Genomic DNA, 14,822 nt, shown 5'->3' on the forward strand with positions numbered 1-14,822 from the left:
AGGTGTTATGACGCTCAGTGATTAAGCGTCTTGACGATGGTTTCGGTCATCTTCTTGGCGTCGCCGAACAGCATCATGGTGTTGTCGCGGAAGAACAACTCGTTCTGCACACCCGCATAGCCTGCCGCCATGCCGCGCTTGATGAACAGAACCGTACCCGCCTTTTCAACATCAAGAATTGGCATGCCGTAGATCGGGGAAGTCTTGTCGGTCTTGGCCGCCGGATTGGTAACGTCATTGGCGCCGATCACAAAGGCCACATCGGCCTGCCCGAATTCGGAGTTAATGTCCTCAAGCTCAAACACTTCATCGTAAGGGACATTGGCTTCAGCCAGCAGCACGTTCATATGCCCCGGCATACGCCCCGCGACCGGATGGATCGCATATTTAACGTCCACCCCGGCTTCCTTGAGCGCATCCGCCATTTCCCGCAGCGCATGCTGGGCCTGTGCAACCGCCATGCCATATCCGGGCACGATGATGACTTTCGAGGCGTTCTGCATGATAAAGGCCGCATCTTCCGCCGACCCCTGCTTGACCGGACGCTCTTCCTCGTCCCCGCTGCCAGCGGCGGCATCGTCGCCACCGAAACCGCCAAGGATCACCGAGATGAAGCTGCGGTTCATTGCCCGGCACATGATGTAGGACAGGATCGCGCCTGACGAACCCACCAGCGCGCCCGTGATGATCAACGCCGTGTTGGAAACGGTAAACCCGATCCCTGCCGCCGCCCAGCCCGAATAGGAGTTGAGCATGGAGACCACAACCGGCATATCCGCCCCCCCGATGGGGATGATCATCAGCACACCGAGCGCAAATGCGATGGCAACAATGATCCAGAACAGGATCGGGTCTGCTGTCACCGAAAATACGGCAACCAGCACCACCATCAGCACGCCTAGGCCGAGATGAATCAAATGGCGCGATGGCAGCAGGATCGGCTTGCCGCTCATGCGGCCATCGAGTTTGGCAAAAGCGATGACCGAACCTGTGAAGGTGAAGGCACCGACCGCCGCGCCGATGCTCATTTCAATAAGCGCCTGCAATTTGATGGCATCGCCATAAAGAATGTCGAAGGAACCCGGCGCGTAAAGCGCGGCAGCGGCAACGAAAACCGCGGCCATGCCCACAAGCGAGTGGAATGCGGCGACAAGCTGGGGCATAGCCGTCATCGGTACGCCGCGTGCGATATAGGCACCGATCGAACCGCCTATGGCGATACCACCAATGATGAGCAGCCACACAAACGGATCGGAGGGCGCAGCAATGGCCAATGTTGTGAGCACCGCGATGCCCATGCCGATCATACCGAACGTGTTGCCCCGGCGCGCCAGCGCCGGATTGGACAACCCACGCAGGGCAAGGATGAATAGCGCGCCCGCTACAAGATAGAGGACGGCGGCAAGATTTGGAGAAATCATCTGCGGTTAGCCCTTTTTCTTGTACATCGACAGCATGCGCTGGGTGACAAGAAAGCCCCCAAAGATATTCACGCTTGCCATGATCAGAGCGAAAAAGCCGAACCAGCGGGCCGGGCCGTTTTCACCAATGCCCACCGCCAGAAGTGCCCCCACAACGATCACCGAAGAAATCGCGTTGGTTACGGCCATTAGCGGGGTGTGAAGGGCCGGGGTAACGCTCCAGACCACATAATAGCCAACGAAAATCGCCAGCACAAAAATCGAAACAAAGAAAAAGAAAGGATCGACTAGGCCACCCATCACTGGTCTCCATCTTTTTTGGCCGCAGGCTTTTTGGCGGCAGGCTTGCGAGCTGCAGGCTTGGCCGTGCCGGATTTTGCTGTACCGGCTTTTGCTGCGCTGGATTTGGCAGCGGCCGGTTTTGCAGCAGACGTTTTGGCAGGCGCGCCGGTTTTTGCAGGCGCTTTCGCCGTTGGTTTTGCAGCCGTCGCCGATTTGGCCGCAGGCGCCTTTGCAGCCGCACCGGTCTTGGCCGGAGCCTTCGGTTCTACCTTGGCCGCAGCAGAGGCGCTTTCAGCCTTGGCCGGAGCTTTTTTTGCAGGCGCCTTCTTGGCTGCAGGCTTTGATGCCGCAGCAGGTTTTGGCACGGCAGCAAGCGCCGGATGAACAATGGCGCCATCGCGGGTCAGAAGCGTTGCGGCAACCAATTCGTCCTCCCAATTGACCGCCAGCGCCTTTTTCTCCTTGTCGATCATGGTCTCAAGGAAGGCCAGAAGGTTCTTGGCATAAAGCTGGGATGCGGTTGCCGCGATCTTGCCCGCCATATTGAGTGTGCCGATCACGGTTACGTCCTTATGCACACTCACAGCGCCCGGCTTTGTCACCTCGACATTGCCGCCACGTTCAGCCGCAAGATCGACAATCACCGAACCGGGCGCCATGGATTCCACCATGGCCTTGGTAACCAGCTTGGGTGCGGGACGTCCCGGAATAAGGGCGGTCGTGATGACGATATCCTGCTTGGCAATATGCCCGGCGACCAGTTCGGCCTGTGCGGCCTGCTCTTTCTTGGTCAGTTCGCGGGCATATCCGCCAGTGCCCGAAGCATCCTTGAGCGCCTCGGTCATGATGAATTTTGCCCCCAGCGACTCCACTTGCTCGCCCGCGGCGGCACGCACATCGGTCGCGGAAACGGCAGCACCAAGACGGCGCGCCGTTGCAATCGCCTGAAGCCCTGCAACCCCGGCGCCCATGACAAAGACCTTCGCTGCGCGAACCGTACCGGCCGCCGTCATCATCATGGGCAGAGCACGGTCAAACGCCGCAGCGGCATCAATGACCGACTGATAACCGGCAAGGTTGGCCTGGCTCGAAAGCACGTCCATAACCTGAGCCCGGGTAATGCGCGGCATGAATTCCATGCCGAAGGCCGAGATTCCCGTCTTGGCCAGCGCAGCAAGATCGGCCTCGTTGCCAAACGGGTCCATCACCGCAAGAACGAGAGCGCCTTTAGCAATGCCGCCAAGCGATTTTGCCTCAGGGCGCCTGACGGCCAGAACGACATTAGCGCCCTTGAGCGTTGCCGCGGCACCGGCTTCGACTTTGGCACCGGCAGCCGCATAAAGCGCATCGGGAATGCGCGAGGCCTCGCCAGCGCCTTTCTCGACGCTCACCTCGGCACCGAGCCCCACGAGCTTGGTTACGCTGTCCGGTGTCGCCGCGACACGGGTTTCGCCGCCTAGGCGCTCACGCAAAATAGCTATTTTCATGAATCCTGCCCTAAATTTGCACCGGCACCACAACAAGCGTGGCCCTGACCGTGCACCCCCGTTTTTCCGCGTTCGACCTCCGACTGTGCGGCCCGCTCACATTACAAATGAAGAGCGGACCAAAAAACGCGAAAAAACTAAAACCAGAATTGCCAAATCCGAACCGCTCGGAAAGGCATCAACTCTAGTGGATAAAGATGAAATATAGCGCGATCAGGATGATACCGATCACGATACAGGACCATTTGGCCATTTCGAGAAAGCCCTTATAGGTGCGGTTATGCTCCTGGAATTCCTCGCTCTTCTGCTTTTCGCTGATGGGCTTGTTGGAGTAGGTTGCAACTTGGTTTTCGGCCATCACTATTCCCTTGGCGTGGTCGTTTCAATCTGTGTGCCCTCCCCCTATTCGGGTTGGGCGGATTCCAGTTCGTCGATAAGCCCTTCGATCATCGAAAGACCCAGCGACCAGAAGCCCGGATCGCGGGCGTCAAGTCCGAAGGGCGCGAGCAGTTCGGAGTGATGCTTCGATCCTCCGGCCCTGAGCAGGCCGAAATACCGCTCGGCAAACCCTTCATTGGCCTTTTCATACTGCGCATAGAGCGAGTTCACAAGGCAATCGCCAAACGCATAGGCATAGACGTAGAACGGCGCGTGTATGAAATGTCCTATATAGGACCATAGCGCCTCATATCCGTCATTGAGTTCAATACCGGAACCCAGACTTTCGGCGGATACCTCCATCCAGAAGGCGTTGATTTCCTCGGTCCGCAACTCGCCTTGCCGCCGCGCGGTATGCACCTTGCGTTCAAACGAATAAAACGAAATCTGCCGCACTACGGTATTGAGCATATCCTCGACTTTCGAGGCGAGCATGGCAAAGCGTTGCTGCTTGTTTTCCGTTGCCGAGAGCATCGCCCGGAAGGTCAGCATTTCACCGAAAACGCTGGCGGTTTCCGCAAGGGTCAGTGGCGTCGGTGCCATCAATTCCCCCTGCTCCGCAGCGAGCCGCTGATGCACGCCGTGCCCGAGTTCGTGCGCCAGCGTCATCACATCGCGTGGCTTGCCCATATAATTAAGCATCAGATAGGGATGCGCTGTCGTGACCGTAGGATGCGCAAAGGCGCCGGGCGCCTTACCTTCGCTTGCCGCTGCATCGATCCAGCCCGAATTGAAGAACGGCTTTGCCAGATCGGCAAGTTCGGGCGAGAAATTGCCATAGGCATCAAGCACAGTACGGGTAGCGGTATCCCAGTCAAACACACGATCATCGCTTGTCGGCAGCGGGGCATTGCGATCCCAGGCATCGAGCTTTGCCTTACCGAACCACTTCGCCTTCATCTTGTAATAGCGATGCGAAAGGCGCGGATAGGCATCGCGCACCGCCGCTTCCAGCGCTTCGACAACTTCACGCTCGACCGAATTGGCAAGATGGCGGCTATCGGCAATATCGCTATAGCCGCGCCAGCGGTCGGCAATCTCCTTGTCCTTGGCCAGAACATTGGTGATGTGGGTAAAGAGCCGCTTGTTTTCCGCCAATGTTCCGGTGAGCCCGCCAAAGGCAGCCTTGCGCTTGGCTTCATTCTTGTCGCTCATCAGCGACAATGTTTGCTCAAGTCCCAGAACAGTGCCGTCGACATCGAATTTGAGCGAGGCCATGGTCTCATCGTAAAGCCGGTTCCATGCAGCATGGCCGGTCACATATTTATCGTGGAACAATTCCTCCACGCGATCTTCAAGCTGATAGGGCCGCGCTTTGCGCAATTCCGCAAACCAAGGCCTGTAGCGCGCCAGTTCGGCGCTCTGTTCAAACGCCTGATCGAGCAGCCCATCCTCGATTCGATTGATCTCGAGGGTGAAAAACAGGGTCCGCGTGGACAGCGTGGTCAGCTTTTCCTGCGTATCGCCGAGAAACTTCACGCGCTCGGCATCCTGCGTGTTTTGCGCGTAATTGAGATAGGCAAACGCCCCCAGGCGCCCGAAAACTTCGCTGAGCTTTTCATAGCGCGTCACCGCGTCCATGAGCCTGCCGTCCAGGGTCAACTGTTCGAGCTTGCCTTTGTAATCGGCTTCAAACGCAACGGTTTCCTTTTCCAGAAACGCCAGATCGGAGGACAGGGCCTCGGACTGGACTCCCGGATAAAGATCGGTGAGATCCCAGACAGGAAGCTGGCCAAATTCATTGCTGGGCGCCGCTGGGCTGGACATGAAAATCGACTCCATAACCGATAGGAAAGCGGCGCACTCTAACGCCGGGCCCTGAAGCTGCCAAGGCCAGCGCAAGCAGCCGCGCCACGGCAACTTGCCGCAGGTTATAACCATTTGGTTACTTATTGTGCAAGGGGGGATTTTTTCGCCCCCTTCTTGAACCGTTTGCAGGCAAAGCGCTCTGGAATATGCGGCAAAACAAGCAAGGCAGAAAAAACAACATGTTATGGCTAATTATTACGTAACGTTAAAACGCTGTTAAGAGCCTGCGCCTAGCCTGACCCAAATCGGCACATATTTGCGATTCGTCAAACCGCCACATTGGCTGCGGCGAACGCGAAACAAGCCGATGCGATCAACAAGCCGCGGGAGAAAGCTGGCGCAATGCACAAGGTTCTTATTGTCGATGATGATCCTATTCAGTGCAGGCTTGCCAGCGAAGTTGTCGCACGGGCCGGACTGACCCCCATCGTCGCGCAATCGGGAGCCGAGGCACTCAGCCTTTTGCAAAAGACCGACGGTATCGGCGCCCTGATTCTCGATCTCGTCATGCCGGAAATGGATGGCATGGCAGTGCTCGAAGCCATGCGCCGCGAAGGCTATTCGGTGCCCGTGATTGTCCAGACAGCGCAATCGTCCCTCGACGCGGTTGTGTCAGCCATGCGCCTTGGCGCGACGGATTTTTTCGTCAAGCCGGTTGCCCCCGAGCGCATGACCATCTCGCTGCGCAACGCGCTCAAGATGGGCACGCTGGAAACCAGCCTGCGGGCCGAACGCGACAAGCGCGCAGGCACCTTGAGTTTCGCCCAGATCATTTCAAAAAGCCCGGCCATGGCCCGCACTTTGTCGCTGGGCAAAAAGGCTGCGGCGAGCACCATTCCGGTTCTGATCGAAGGGGAGTCCGGGGTCGGCAAGGAGCTGCTTGCCCGCGCCATTCAAGGCTCGGGTGAACGGGCGGGCAAACCCTTCATCACCGTCAATTGCGGCGCCATTCCCGCCAATCTTGTGGAATCCACGCTCTTTGGCCATGTCAAAGGTGCCTTTACCGGCGCTATCGCCGACGCGCCGGGCAAGTTCCGGGAAGCCCATAATGGCACCCTATTTCTCGATGAAGTGGGGGAGTTGCCGCTCGATACGCAAGTCAAGCTGTTGCGCGCGATCCAGGAAGGCGAAATCGAACCAGTCGGCGCTTCAAAGCCAGTCAAGGTCAATGTCCGGCTGATCTCTGCCACCAACAGACGGCTGCTCAATCTCGCCAAGGACGGCCATTTCCGCGAAGACCTCTATTACCGGCTCAACGTCTTTCCGATCTATTTGCCGCCCTTGCGCGAGCGTATGGAAGACCTTGCGGCGCTGGTGGACCATTTCATAGCCCGATTTGCCGCCGAGGAAGGCCGCCGGGTCCACTCCATCGCGCCCGAAGCGCTTGAAATGCTCAGGACGCATGACTGGCCGGGCAATATCCGCCAGCTTGAAAACGCGATATTCCGCGCCGTGGTGCTTGCCGAAACCCCGATCCTGCGGCCTGCGGATTTCCCCCAGATCCTGGCGGCGCAAAAAGGGCGCGACGCGCTTTACAGCGAAACGCTGACCGGCTTCGCGCCACATGCGCCCGTCCATATAGACAATGCACCACCGATATTGCCACGCCTGCCTGATTCGGCACCGGCGCAGATTCCTGATCGTTTTATCGACGATCACGGCAATCTCCTGCCACTTGCCGAGATCGAAAAGGAATTGATCGCTTTTGCCATCGATCACCATGCCGGGCGCATGGCGCAGGTCGCAAGACAGTTGGGAATCGGGCGATCCACGCTTTATCGCAAGCTCAAGGAATATGGTCTGGACGACAGCGAAGATGTTGCGTGAAAGCCGCAACATCACCTGAACCTGCATCACATTGCTGACACGTTATTGGCACGTTTGTGCCACCCCGCTTAAACTTTCGATTCACAGCGGGCGTGTAGCATGAGTGCCGCAATGACCCGCGAGGGCTTGGTGCGAAAAGAAAAAACGGTAAGACGGACGATGAAGAAGCTGACTGCGTGTTTGGTCGCGGGGATTTCCCTTTTTGCGCTTGTTGAACGGACTTCGGCCATTGAAACGGTCATTGTCGGCGAGGTCGAAACCCAGCGCATCCTGATCGCGCCGCCGCAAAATCCGCTTGCCAAAACCATCCGTGCCGGTCTGCGCGATTCGATCGCCGCGGCGGGCCAGAACACACGCGCCCAAACCGATGCCCAGCAGCTCTATTACTTCTATGGCAGCCGCAAATTCGAGCCGCTTTGGCTTTCCGAAACCCAGGACGGAACCATTGCCTTCTCGGACAAGGCACAAGGTGTCGTGGCACTTTTCGAGCAAGCCCATTTGCAGGGCCTCAACCCTGACGATTATCTTACCGATGCCCTCGATGTCAGCGCCGCAGCCACAGATCCGCAGGCACTTGCGGCGCTTGAAAGCGCGTTTTCCGCAGCCATGCTGCGCTATGCGCAGGACGCATATTCGGGCCGCCTCGATCCGCGCTCGGTTTCCGGCTATATCGATGTCGACATCAAGCGGGTCAACGAGCGCGAACTTTTAACCGCACTTTCGGCCTCGAACGATCCGGCATCGATCCTGCTCGATTTCCATCCCACGCACCGCGAATTCGTTGCGCTGCGCGAATTGCTGGCAGCCCACTACAATGGCGAAATCAAAGCTCAGGTGACAATCGGCGATGGCGGCTTGTTGCGCGCCGGCATGACCGATCCGCGCGTTCCCGACCTGCGCGAACGTCTGGGCCTCACCGCGCCCGAAGACGAAACGCTTGCCAATCTTTACGATCCCGAACTGGTTGCAGCCATGCGCTCGTTTCAGGGTGACATGAACCTTACAGTCGATGGCGTCGTAGGGCCTGCAACAATTGCCGCGCTCAACGGCGCCAATGGCGCTTCAATTGGCGATATTGTCGCCAATATGGAACGCTGGCGCTGGATGCCCGAGGATTTGGGCGATTTCAACGTGTTTGTAAATGTGCCCGAGTTTGCGCTGGAAGTGAACAAATACGGCAAGACCTTCTGGGATACCAAGGTCATCGTCGGCAGCGAGCGGCGCCAGACCCCGATCTTTTCGGACCGTATCCGCCACGTTGTGACCAATCCCTATTGGAACCTGCCGCCCACCATTTTGCGCGAGGACATCATGCCGCGCGTTGCCGCCAATCCCCATTATCTGGCGAGCCAGAACATGGAACTGCTTTACGGCGGCCGGGTGGTCGACCCCTTGATGGTCGATTGGCAACAGGTCAATCCGGCCCAGTTCCGTGTCCGTCAGCGACCCGGCAGGTCCAACGCGCTTGGGCAGGTCAAGTTCCTGTTCCCCAACAAGCATGACGTCTATCTGCACGACACAAATTCGCCCGGCCTTTTCGCCCGCTCGATGCGCGCACTATCTTCGGGTTGCGTACGTGTCGAGAACCCCTTCGAGTTCGCGGAAGCCTTGCTTGAGTTCGAGCCAAATTTCACCGTTGCCTCGCTCGAAAACTCATTGGGGCCCAATGAGCGCTGGTTCAGCATGGACAATCGCGTGCCGGTCCACCTTGCCTATTTCACGCTCCGCATTTCGGAAGATGGCACCGTACGCTCCTATGGCGACCTTTACGGCCATCATGCAAAAATCGTGTCCATGCTGGGTTTCGAGTAGCATTTTATAGCGCCCGCTCAGCCCCTGTTAAGGATTGGTCAAGAAAGGCGTCACGCTTGTGCCGCCTTTGACCGATACCAACGTCCCAGCAATAAAAATGATGCTTGGGTGGAAATCACCCTTCATTAGCGTTAACAATCTCGCATGGAGTTTATGTTAGCGTTTCGTCAAATTTGACACAAAACCAAGTGGGCGAACCGGGCGTGATTTTTCGGGGATCGACATTATTCAAGCGCGTCGCGCGTACCTTTGTTGCGGCCGCGCTGACGGTAACAAGCATGTTACCGGCAACTGTAACTTCCGCTCAGGCATCCAATGAGCGTTCCTTGTACCTGCACTACACCCATACCAAGGAAACGGCGCGGATCGTTTTCAAGCGCAATGGACGCTATGTGCAGGAAGGCCTGAACCAGCTCAATGTCTTCCTGCGTGACTGGCGACGCAACGAGCCCGCCAAAATGGACCCGGCCCTGTTCGATCTGCTCTGGGAAGTCTATCAGGAAACCGGCTCAAATCAGCCCATCCACGTTGTTTCGGCCTATCGCTCCGCCGCCACCAACGCCATGCTGGCCTCCAATTCATCCGGTGTCGCCAATAATTCCCAGCATATGCAGGGTAAAGCGATCGACTTTTACATCCCCGGCGTTCCCGCTTCCAAATTGCGCGAAATCGGCTTTCGCAAGCATGTCGGCGGCGTCGGTTATTATCCTTCCTCGGGCAGCCCCTTTGTGCATCTCGACACCGGCTCGGTGCGTGCATGGCCGCGCATGACGACAGCCCAACTCCAGCAGATTTTCCCTGACGGCAAAACCATGCACATTCCGTCCAACGGTGTGCCACTGAGCCAGGAAGGCTACAGGCTGGCACAGGCCGAATGGCAGCGTTGCCAGCGCGTTCCCTGCTCGGGCGCAAGCTCGGCTTCGTCAACGCGGGTTGCCGAGAACTCTGCCCCTCGCCGTACGCTGATGGACCTTTTCACCGGCGGAAACAATAACGATTCTTCCGCAAGCCAACCGGCTCCGGCGCAGACGCAGACGCAGACGGCGCAGGCACCAAGCCGCACAGCCGCGAGCCAGCCCACTCCGCAACCGCCGGCACCGGTTGCCGCAACACCGGCAGCGCCGGCGCCAAGCCAACAGGTTGCCGACGTCCCAACGCCGCCCTCGCGGCCGGGCGCACTGATGGGCGAACCGTCCACAAGCGTCGCATCGGCGCCCGAAACGATCCCCTTTGCCATCGTCGATGCTCAAGAAATGGAGCAACAGGTCGCAGCCCTTGCAATCCAGGAATCTAATGCGCCCGTGCCCCCGACAATGTCGCGCTCCCTGTCTGAGCGGCAGGCCAGTACGCCATCTGCCTATGCTCCCAATAATGCAGGCAGCCTTGCCATCGCGGCTCTCGATGACGCACCGGTTCCGCTGCGCCGCCCCGAATTTGAAGCGCCGGTCGTTGCTGCCGCCTATGCCGCCAGCACCGGCAGTTCAGTTCGGATCGAGGAAAACACGATCGCGCCAAGCCCACTACCGCGCCCCCAGGCAATTGCTAGCACGACCGCGGCCGGAGGCACGGCTGCCGCGTTGATCGAAACCGCGGCGCTTTCCGAAAGCGACGATGATCTTGCCGCATTTGCGAGCCTGTTTTCCGGCCCCATAGGACCACGCGACGGCGTGCCCGACGCCGCGACAGCCAATGCTCTGGCCAGCCTCAAGGTCCGCGAAGGCGAACTCCATGCGCCCGATGTCGATCACGTGACAGAAATGTTTTTGACCTCTGAACTGCTCACCAGCGCGCAATTTGGCTATATGATGCAGCCTGACAATGCCGATTTCAGCCCGGCAACCCAGGTCGATTCCGAGACGCATCCCTTTGAATTCAGTCGCACAGCTTCACTCGGGCCTGACACCAACGGGTTTAACAACCAGGGAACGATCCTTGTGACCTTGCGCTGATCGCCAAGGCCAATGGCGGGGCACACAGTCACAGTGTCGCCCCGCAATATTGCCAAACTGGCCTATTCTGACTACACCATCTGCATAAAACTTATGCAGCCAAGCCAGATCGTAAGCCGGGCAGTGTTTCCGGCCATGGTTGCGCGTACAACAGTAAGGTCAGGTTGTGTCCAGCAAACCCCTAACGCCATTACTCGACAAGATGGGCTCCCCGGCCGATCTCAAGGCACTCAAGCGCGATGAACTCGGACAACTGGCCAATGAATTGCGCAACGAAATTATCGACGCTGTATCGGTAACCGGTGGGCATCTGGGCGCCGGACTGGGTGTTGTTGAGTTGACCGTGGCCCTGCACCATGTGTTTGACACGCCTGATGACAAGATTATCTGGGACGTAGGCCATCAGGCTTATCCCCATAAGGTGCTTACCGGTCGGCGCGATCGCATCCGTACGCTACGCAAGAAGGATGGGCTTTCCGGCTTCACCAAACGCGGTGAGAGCGAATATGATCCTTTTGGAGCCGGTCATTCCTCAACCTCGATCTCGGCGGGCCTTGGCATGGCCGTCGCCTCCGAGCTTAAAGGCGAGCAGCGCAATGTGATCGCGGTAATCGGTGACGGCGCCATTTCCGCAGGCATGGCCTATGAGGCCATGAACAATGCCGGCGCCATGGATGCGCGGCTGATCGTTATTCTCAACGACAACGATATGTCCATCGCGCCCCCCACCGGCGCGATGAGCGCCTATCTCGCGCGGCTCGTTTCCGGCCCGACCTATCGCGGATTACGCGATGCTGCCAAACAGGTCAGCCAGATCCTGCCCGACTTTTTCAAGGACAAGGCGCGCAAGACCGAGGAATATGCTCGCGGCTTCTGGACAGGCGGCACGCTGTTTGAAGAACTGGGCTTTTACTATGTCGGCCCCATCGACGGACACAATCTCGATCACCTCCTGCCGGTGCTCAAAAATGTGCGCGATGCCGAAAGCGGCCCCATCCTGATCCATGTGGTGACGCAAAAGGGCAAGGGTTACGCACCCGCCGAGGAGGCCGCAGACAAATATCACGGCGTTTCAAAGTTCAACGTAATCACCGGCGCTCAGGCCAAGGCCCCCTCCAACGCGCCGTCCTATACGTCGGTCTTTGCGCAAAGTCTTATCGACGAGGCCGGACGCGACGAAAAGATCGTGGCGATCACAGCGGCCATGCCCTCGGGCACGGGGCTCGACAAGTTCGCGACGGCCTTTCCCAGCCGCACCTTCGATGTCGGGATTGCCGAACAGCACGCCGTTACCTTTGCAGCCGGCATGGCGACCGAAGGGCTAAAGCCATTCTGCGCGATCTATTCCACCTTCCTGCAGCGCGCTTACGATCAGGTTATCCATGACGTGGCGATCCAGAAATTGCCGGTCCGCTTCCCCATCGATCGCGCAGGTTATGTCGGCGCCGATGGCCCGACCCATGCCGGCGCCTTCGATACCGCCTATCTCGCCACACTTCCCTCAATGGTTGTGATGGCTGCGGGCGATGAGGCGGAATTGCGCCACATGGTTGCAACCGCTGCGGCATACGATGAGGGGCCCATCGCCTTCCGCTATCCGCGCGGAGAAGGTATGGGCGTTGAGATGCCCGAGCACGGCAGTATCCTTGAGATCGGCAAGGGCCGCATTCTCAAGGAAGGATCGACAATAGCGCTGCTGTCGTTCGGCACACGGCTGGCTGAATGTCTTGCCGCCGCCGAAACCCTGCAATCATACGGCTTTTCGACAACGGTTGCAGATGCGCGTTTTGCCAAGCCGCTCGATGAGGATCTGCTGGCCCAACTGGCCCGCAACCATGCGGTGTTGCTCACCGTTGAAGAAGGTGCGATCGGCGGATTCGGCTCCCATGTTGCAACACGGATGGCCCAAAACGGGCTACTCGATGGCAGCCTCAAATTCCGGCCGCTGATGATGCCTGACCGCTATATCGATCATGCGAGCCAGGACGACATGTATGCCCAGGCCGGACTTGATCGCGCCAATATCGTCGCCGCAGCACTTCGCGCGATTGGCGATGAAGCCCATGCCTTGCAGGTTCTCGCTGCAGCAGGCCGCGACGGCATCTGACGAATTTGGCCGGGATGGAACTGCCGCCGGGTATGAGATATGAGCGCTTCGCACCCGCTCACGCGCTTGCTGACTATATCGAGCATCTCTGGATCATCGATGCCGAAGTCGGCCCGATCACCCGGCACGAAATTCTAGTGCCGAACGGCAGGCCGGTCATCCTTGTAAATCTCAAGGACCCCGGCGTGCGCATCGATCCGCAAACCGGAAAAAGTACCATCAATCAAAGCGCGGTTTCCGGAATAGCCACCCGCCCGGTCATAATTGGTCAGGCGAGACACTCCCGCCTTGTCGCGGCCCAGCCAACGCCCTTTGGCTTGCGTGCGCTAGACGCGCCACTCGCAGTGGATAGCACAGTGCCCATTGCCGAATGGCTGGGAGATCACGAAGCCGATACGCTCATCTCGGCGCTTGCCAAAAGCGCCTTCGGAGAGAACGCGGCGCGCCACCTCGAAGCTGCGCTCTTGTCGCGACTTCGCCCATTGCCATCGGTTGCGCTCGCTCGTCTCCAGCACGCCATCGCTCACATCGAAGCCTTAGGGGGCGACATCGAAGTCGCCGCGCTCGCCCGCGAACTCGGTACCGGCTACGATCTGCTCTATCGCGATTTCCGTCGTAATCTTGGCATTTCGCCCAAGACATTTATCGCTATCGTCAGGTATCAGAACCATATCGGCCAACTTCTGTCTGGCGTCGCCGGAGACGGGCTCGCCCAGCTTGCCTTGATGCAGGGCTATTACGACCAGGCCCATGCCAACCGCGATTTCCGCCGCTTCACCGGCGTCTCACCCACCCGCTTCCGCGAGACCTTGAACGGCATCGCAAAAATGATGCATGGATTCTGACCCACCCCAGATTTATCCAATCCCGAACGGCTTCATATTGTTATCCCGCCCTGGTGGCAGCAAAATTGGAGACACCAGATGACAAAGCTCGTTCACTTTGAACTCACCAGCGCCGACGCCGAAATGACGGCCAAATTCTACTCGGACATTCTTGGCTGGACGGCCGAGCCTTCGCCCTTCGTGCCGGACTACCAGCTTCTTACGGGCGAGAACGGTGCAACCGGAGCGGTCATGTCCGACCGCTACCAGTCCCAGCCCGCCATTCTGTGGTTTGAAGTGCCCGATATTGATCTCGCCCTCACAGCTATCGCCGGAAATGGCGGCAAGCAGGCCGGAGACATCAACACCATTCCGGGACAAGGCCGCGTGGTTTACGTAAGCGACCCCAATGGCACCCTTTTCGGACTCAAGCAGCCGCAATAGTCACAAGACGGCCCCTGCCCACCACGGGAAGGGGCCGCATGTTTTTAGCCCGCACAGGAGAATAGGTGGCTTGGCTTATTCTGAAAGCACGCCAGGCTTGCGCCTTATTCTCCGGCTTCCCGATAGTCGTCATTGGCCGGAGCATCGACCATGCCCAGCGCATGAAGGTAGAGATCGAGAATCGCTTCCTGCTCGGCACGCTCATTGCGATCCTGCTTCCGTATCCGGACGATCTGACGCATCACCTTGGCATCAAATCCGGTGCCTTTTGCCTCGGCATAAACTTCCTTGATATCGTCGGAAATGGCCTTTTTCTCTTCTTCAAGCCGCTCGATACGCTCGATGAAGGCGCGAAGCTGGTCGCGTGCAATTCCATGATCGGACATAAAAGGCTCCTTGTTCGATTGCTGCCCTTTCAACCG

At 58.4% G+C, this 14,822-nt stretch carries 11 protein-coding genes and 1 pseudogene; 6 read left to right on the forward strand and 6 right to left on the reverse strand.

Annotation, left to right across the window (positions count from 1 at the left end; translation table 11 throughout):
- Nucleotides 1–14: 14 nt before the first annotated feature.
- From EO133_RS16590 to EO133_RS16610, 5 genes and pseudogenes are all read right to left on the reverse strand, one after another.
- The gene (locus EO133_RS16590) at nucleotides 15–1,418 is read right to left on the reverse strand and encodes an NAD(P)(+) transhydrogenase (Re/Si-specific) subunit beta (protein ID WP_127073834.1); all 1,404 of its coding nucleotides are present in this window, start codon (nucleotides 1,416–1,418) and stop codon (nucleotides 15–17) included.
- Between the two features lie 9 nt (nucleotides 1,419–1,427).
- Nucleotides 1,428–1,718: pseudogene (locus EO133_RS16595) on the reverse strand (proton-translocating transhydrogenase family protein); the annotation flags it as partial.
- Between the two features lie 2 nt (nucleotides 1,719–1,720).
- On the reverse strand, nucleotides 1,721–3,190 hold the full coding sequence (locus EO133_RS16600) for a Re/Si-specific NAD(P)(+) transhydrogenase subunit alpha (RefSeq protein WP_127073771.1): 1,470 nt from the start codon (nucleotides 3,188–3,190) through the stop codon (nucleotides 1,721–1,723).
- A gap of 184 nt (nucleotides 3,191–3,374) precedes the next feature.
- Nucleotides 3,375–3,548, reverse strand: a complete 174-nt coding sequence (locus EO133_RS16605) for an aa3-type cytochrome c oxidase subunit IV (RefSeq protein WP_127073772.1) — start codon at nucleotides 3,546–3,548, stop codon at nucleotides 3,375–3,377.
- 44 nt (nucleotides 3,549–3,592) lie between these two features.
- Nucleotides 3,593–5,395 carry a M3 family oligoendopeptidase gene (locus EO133_RS16610; RefSeq protein WP_244640844.1) on the reverse strand — a complete coding sequence of 601 codons (1,803 nt, stop codon included), beginning with the start codon at nucleotides 5,393–5,395 and terminating at the stop codon, nucleotides 3,593–3,595.
- A 384-nt stretch (nucleotides 5,396–5,779) separates the two neighbouring features.
- On the opposite strand from EO133_RS16610, the gene EO133_RS16615 reads away from it, so the two are divergent.
- The 6 genes from EO133_RS16615 to EO133_RS16640 all read left to right on the forward strand — a co-directional run bounded on the left by EO133_RS16615 (nucleotide 5,780) and on the right by EO133_RS16640 (nucleotide 14,400).
- Complete coding sequence (locus EO133_RS16615; RefSeq protein WP_127073774.1) at nucleotides 5,780–7,264, forward strand: sigma-54-dependent transcriptional regulator; 1,485 nt, start codon at nucleotides 5,780–5,782, stop codon at nucleotides 7,262–7,264.
- 159 nt (nucleotides 7,265–7,423) lie between these two features.
- The gene (locus tag EO133_RS16620; protein ID WP_164735060.1) at nucleotides 7,424–9,076 is read left to right on the forward strand and encodes a L,D-transpeptidase family protein; all 1,653 of its coding nucleotides are present in this window, start codon (nucleotides 7,424–7,426) and stop codon (nucleotides 9,074–9,076) included.
- Between the two features lie 173 nt (nucleotides 9,077–9,249).
- Nucleotides 9,250–11,025, forward strand: coding sequence for a peptidoglycan L,D-endopeptidase MepK (locus EO133_RS16625; protein ID WP_244640845.1), 1,776 nt, complete (start codon nucleotides 9,250–9,252; stop codon nucleotides 11,023–11,025).
- A gap of 166 nt (nucleotides 11,026–11,191) precedes the next feature.
- Complete coding sequence (gene dxs / locus EO133_RS16630; protein WP_127073776.1) at nucleotides 11,192–13,132, forward strand: 1-deoxy-D-xylulose-5-phosphate synthase; 1,941 nt, start codon at nucleotides 11,192–11,194, stop codon at nucleotides 13,130–13,132.
- A 32-nt stretch (nucleotides 13,133–13,164) separates the two neighbouring features.
- A complete protein-coding gene (locus EO133_RS16635) occupies nucleotides 13,165–13,977 on the forward strand; it encodes an AraC family transcriptional regulator (protein WP_164735061.1) in 813 nt (270 codons plus the stop codon).
- Between the two features lie 78 nt (nucleotides 13,978–14,055).
- Nucleotides 14,056–14,400 (forward strand): VOC family protein, encoded by a 345-nt coding sequence (locus EO133_RS16640; protein ID WP_127073778.1) that lies wholly within the window; start codon nucleotides 14,056–14,058, stop codon nucleotides 14,398–14,400.
- 104 nt (nucleotides 14,401–14,504) lie between these two features.
- Here the strand turns inward: EO133_RS16640 and EO133_RS16645 are convergent, their stop codons facing one another.
- Nucleotides 14,505–14,786, reverse strand: a complete 282-nt coding sequence (locus EO133_RS16645) for a DUF2312 domain-containing protein (RefSeq protein ID WP_127073779.1) — start codon at nucleotides 14,784–14,786, stop codon at nucleotides 14,505–14,507.
- Nucleotides 14,787–14,822: the final 36 nt, after the last annotated feature.

It is taken from the genome of Pelagibacterium lentulum (assembly GCF_003992625.1).
Taxonomy (GTDB): Bacteria; Pseudomonadota; Alphaproteobacteria; order Rhizobiales; family Devosiaceae; genus Pelagibacterium; species Pelagibacterium lentulum.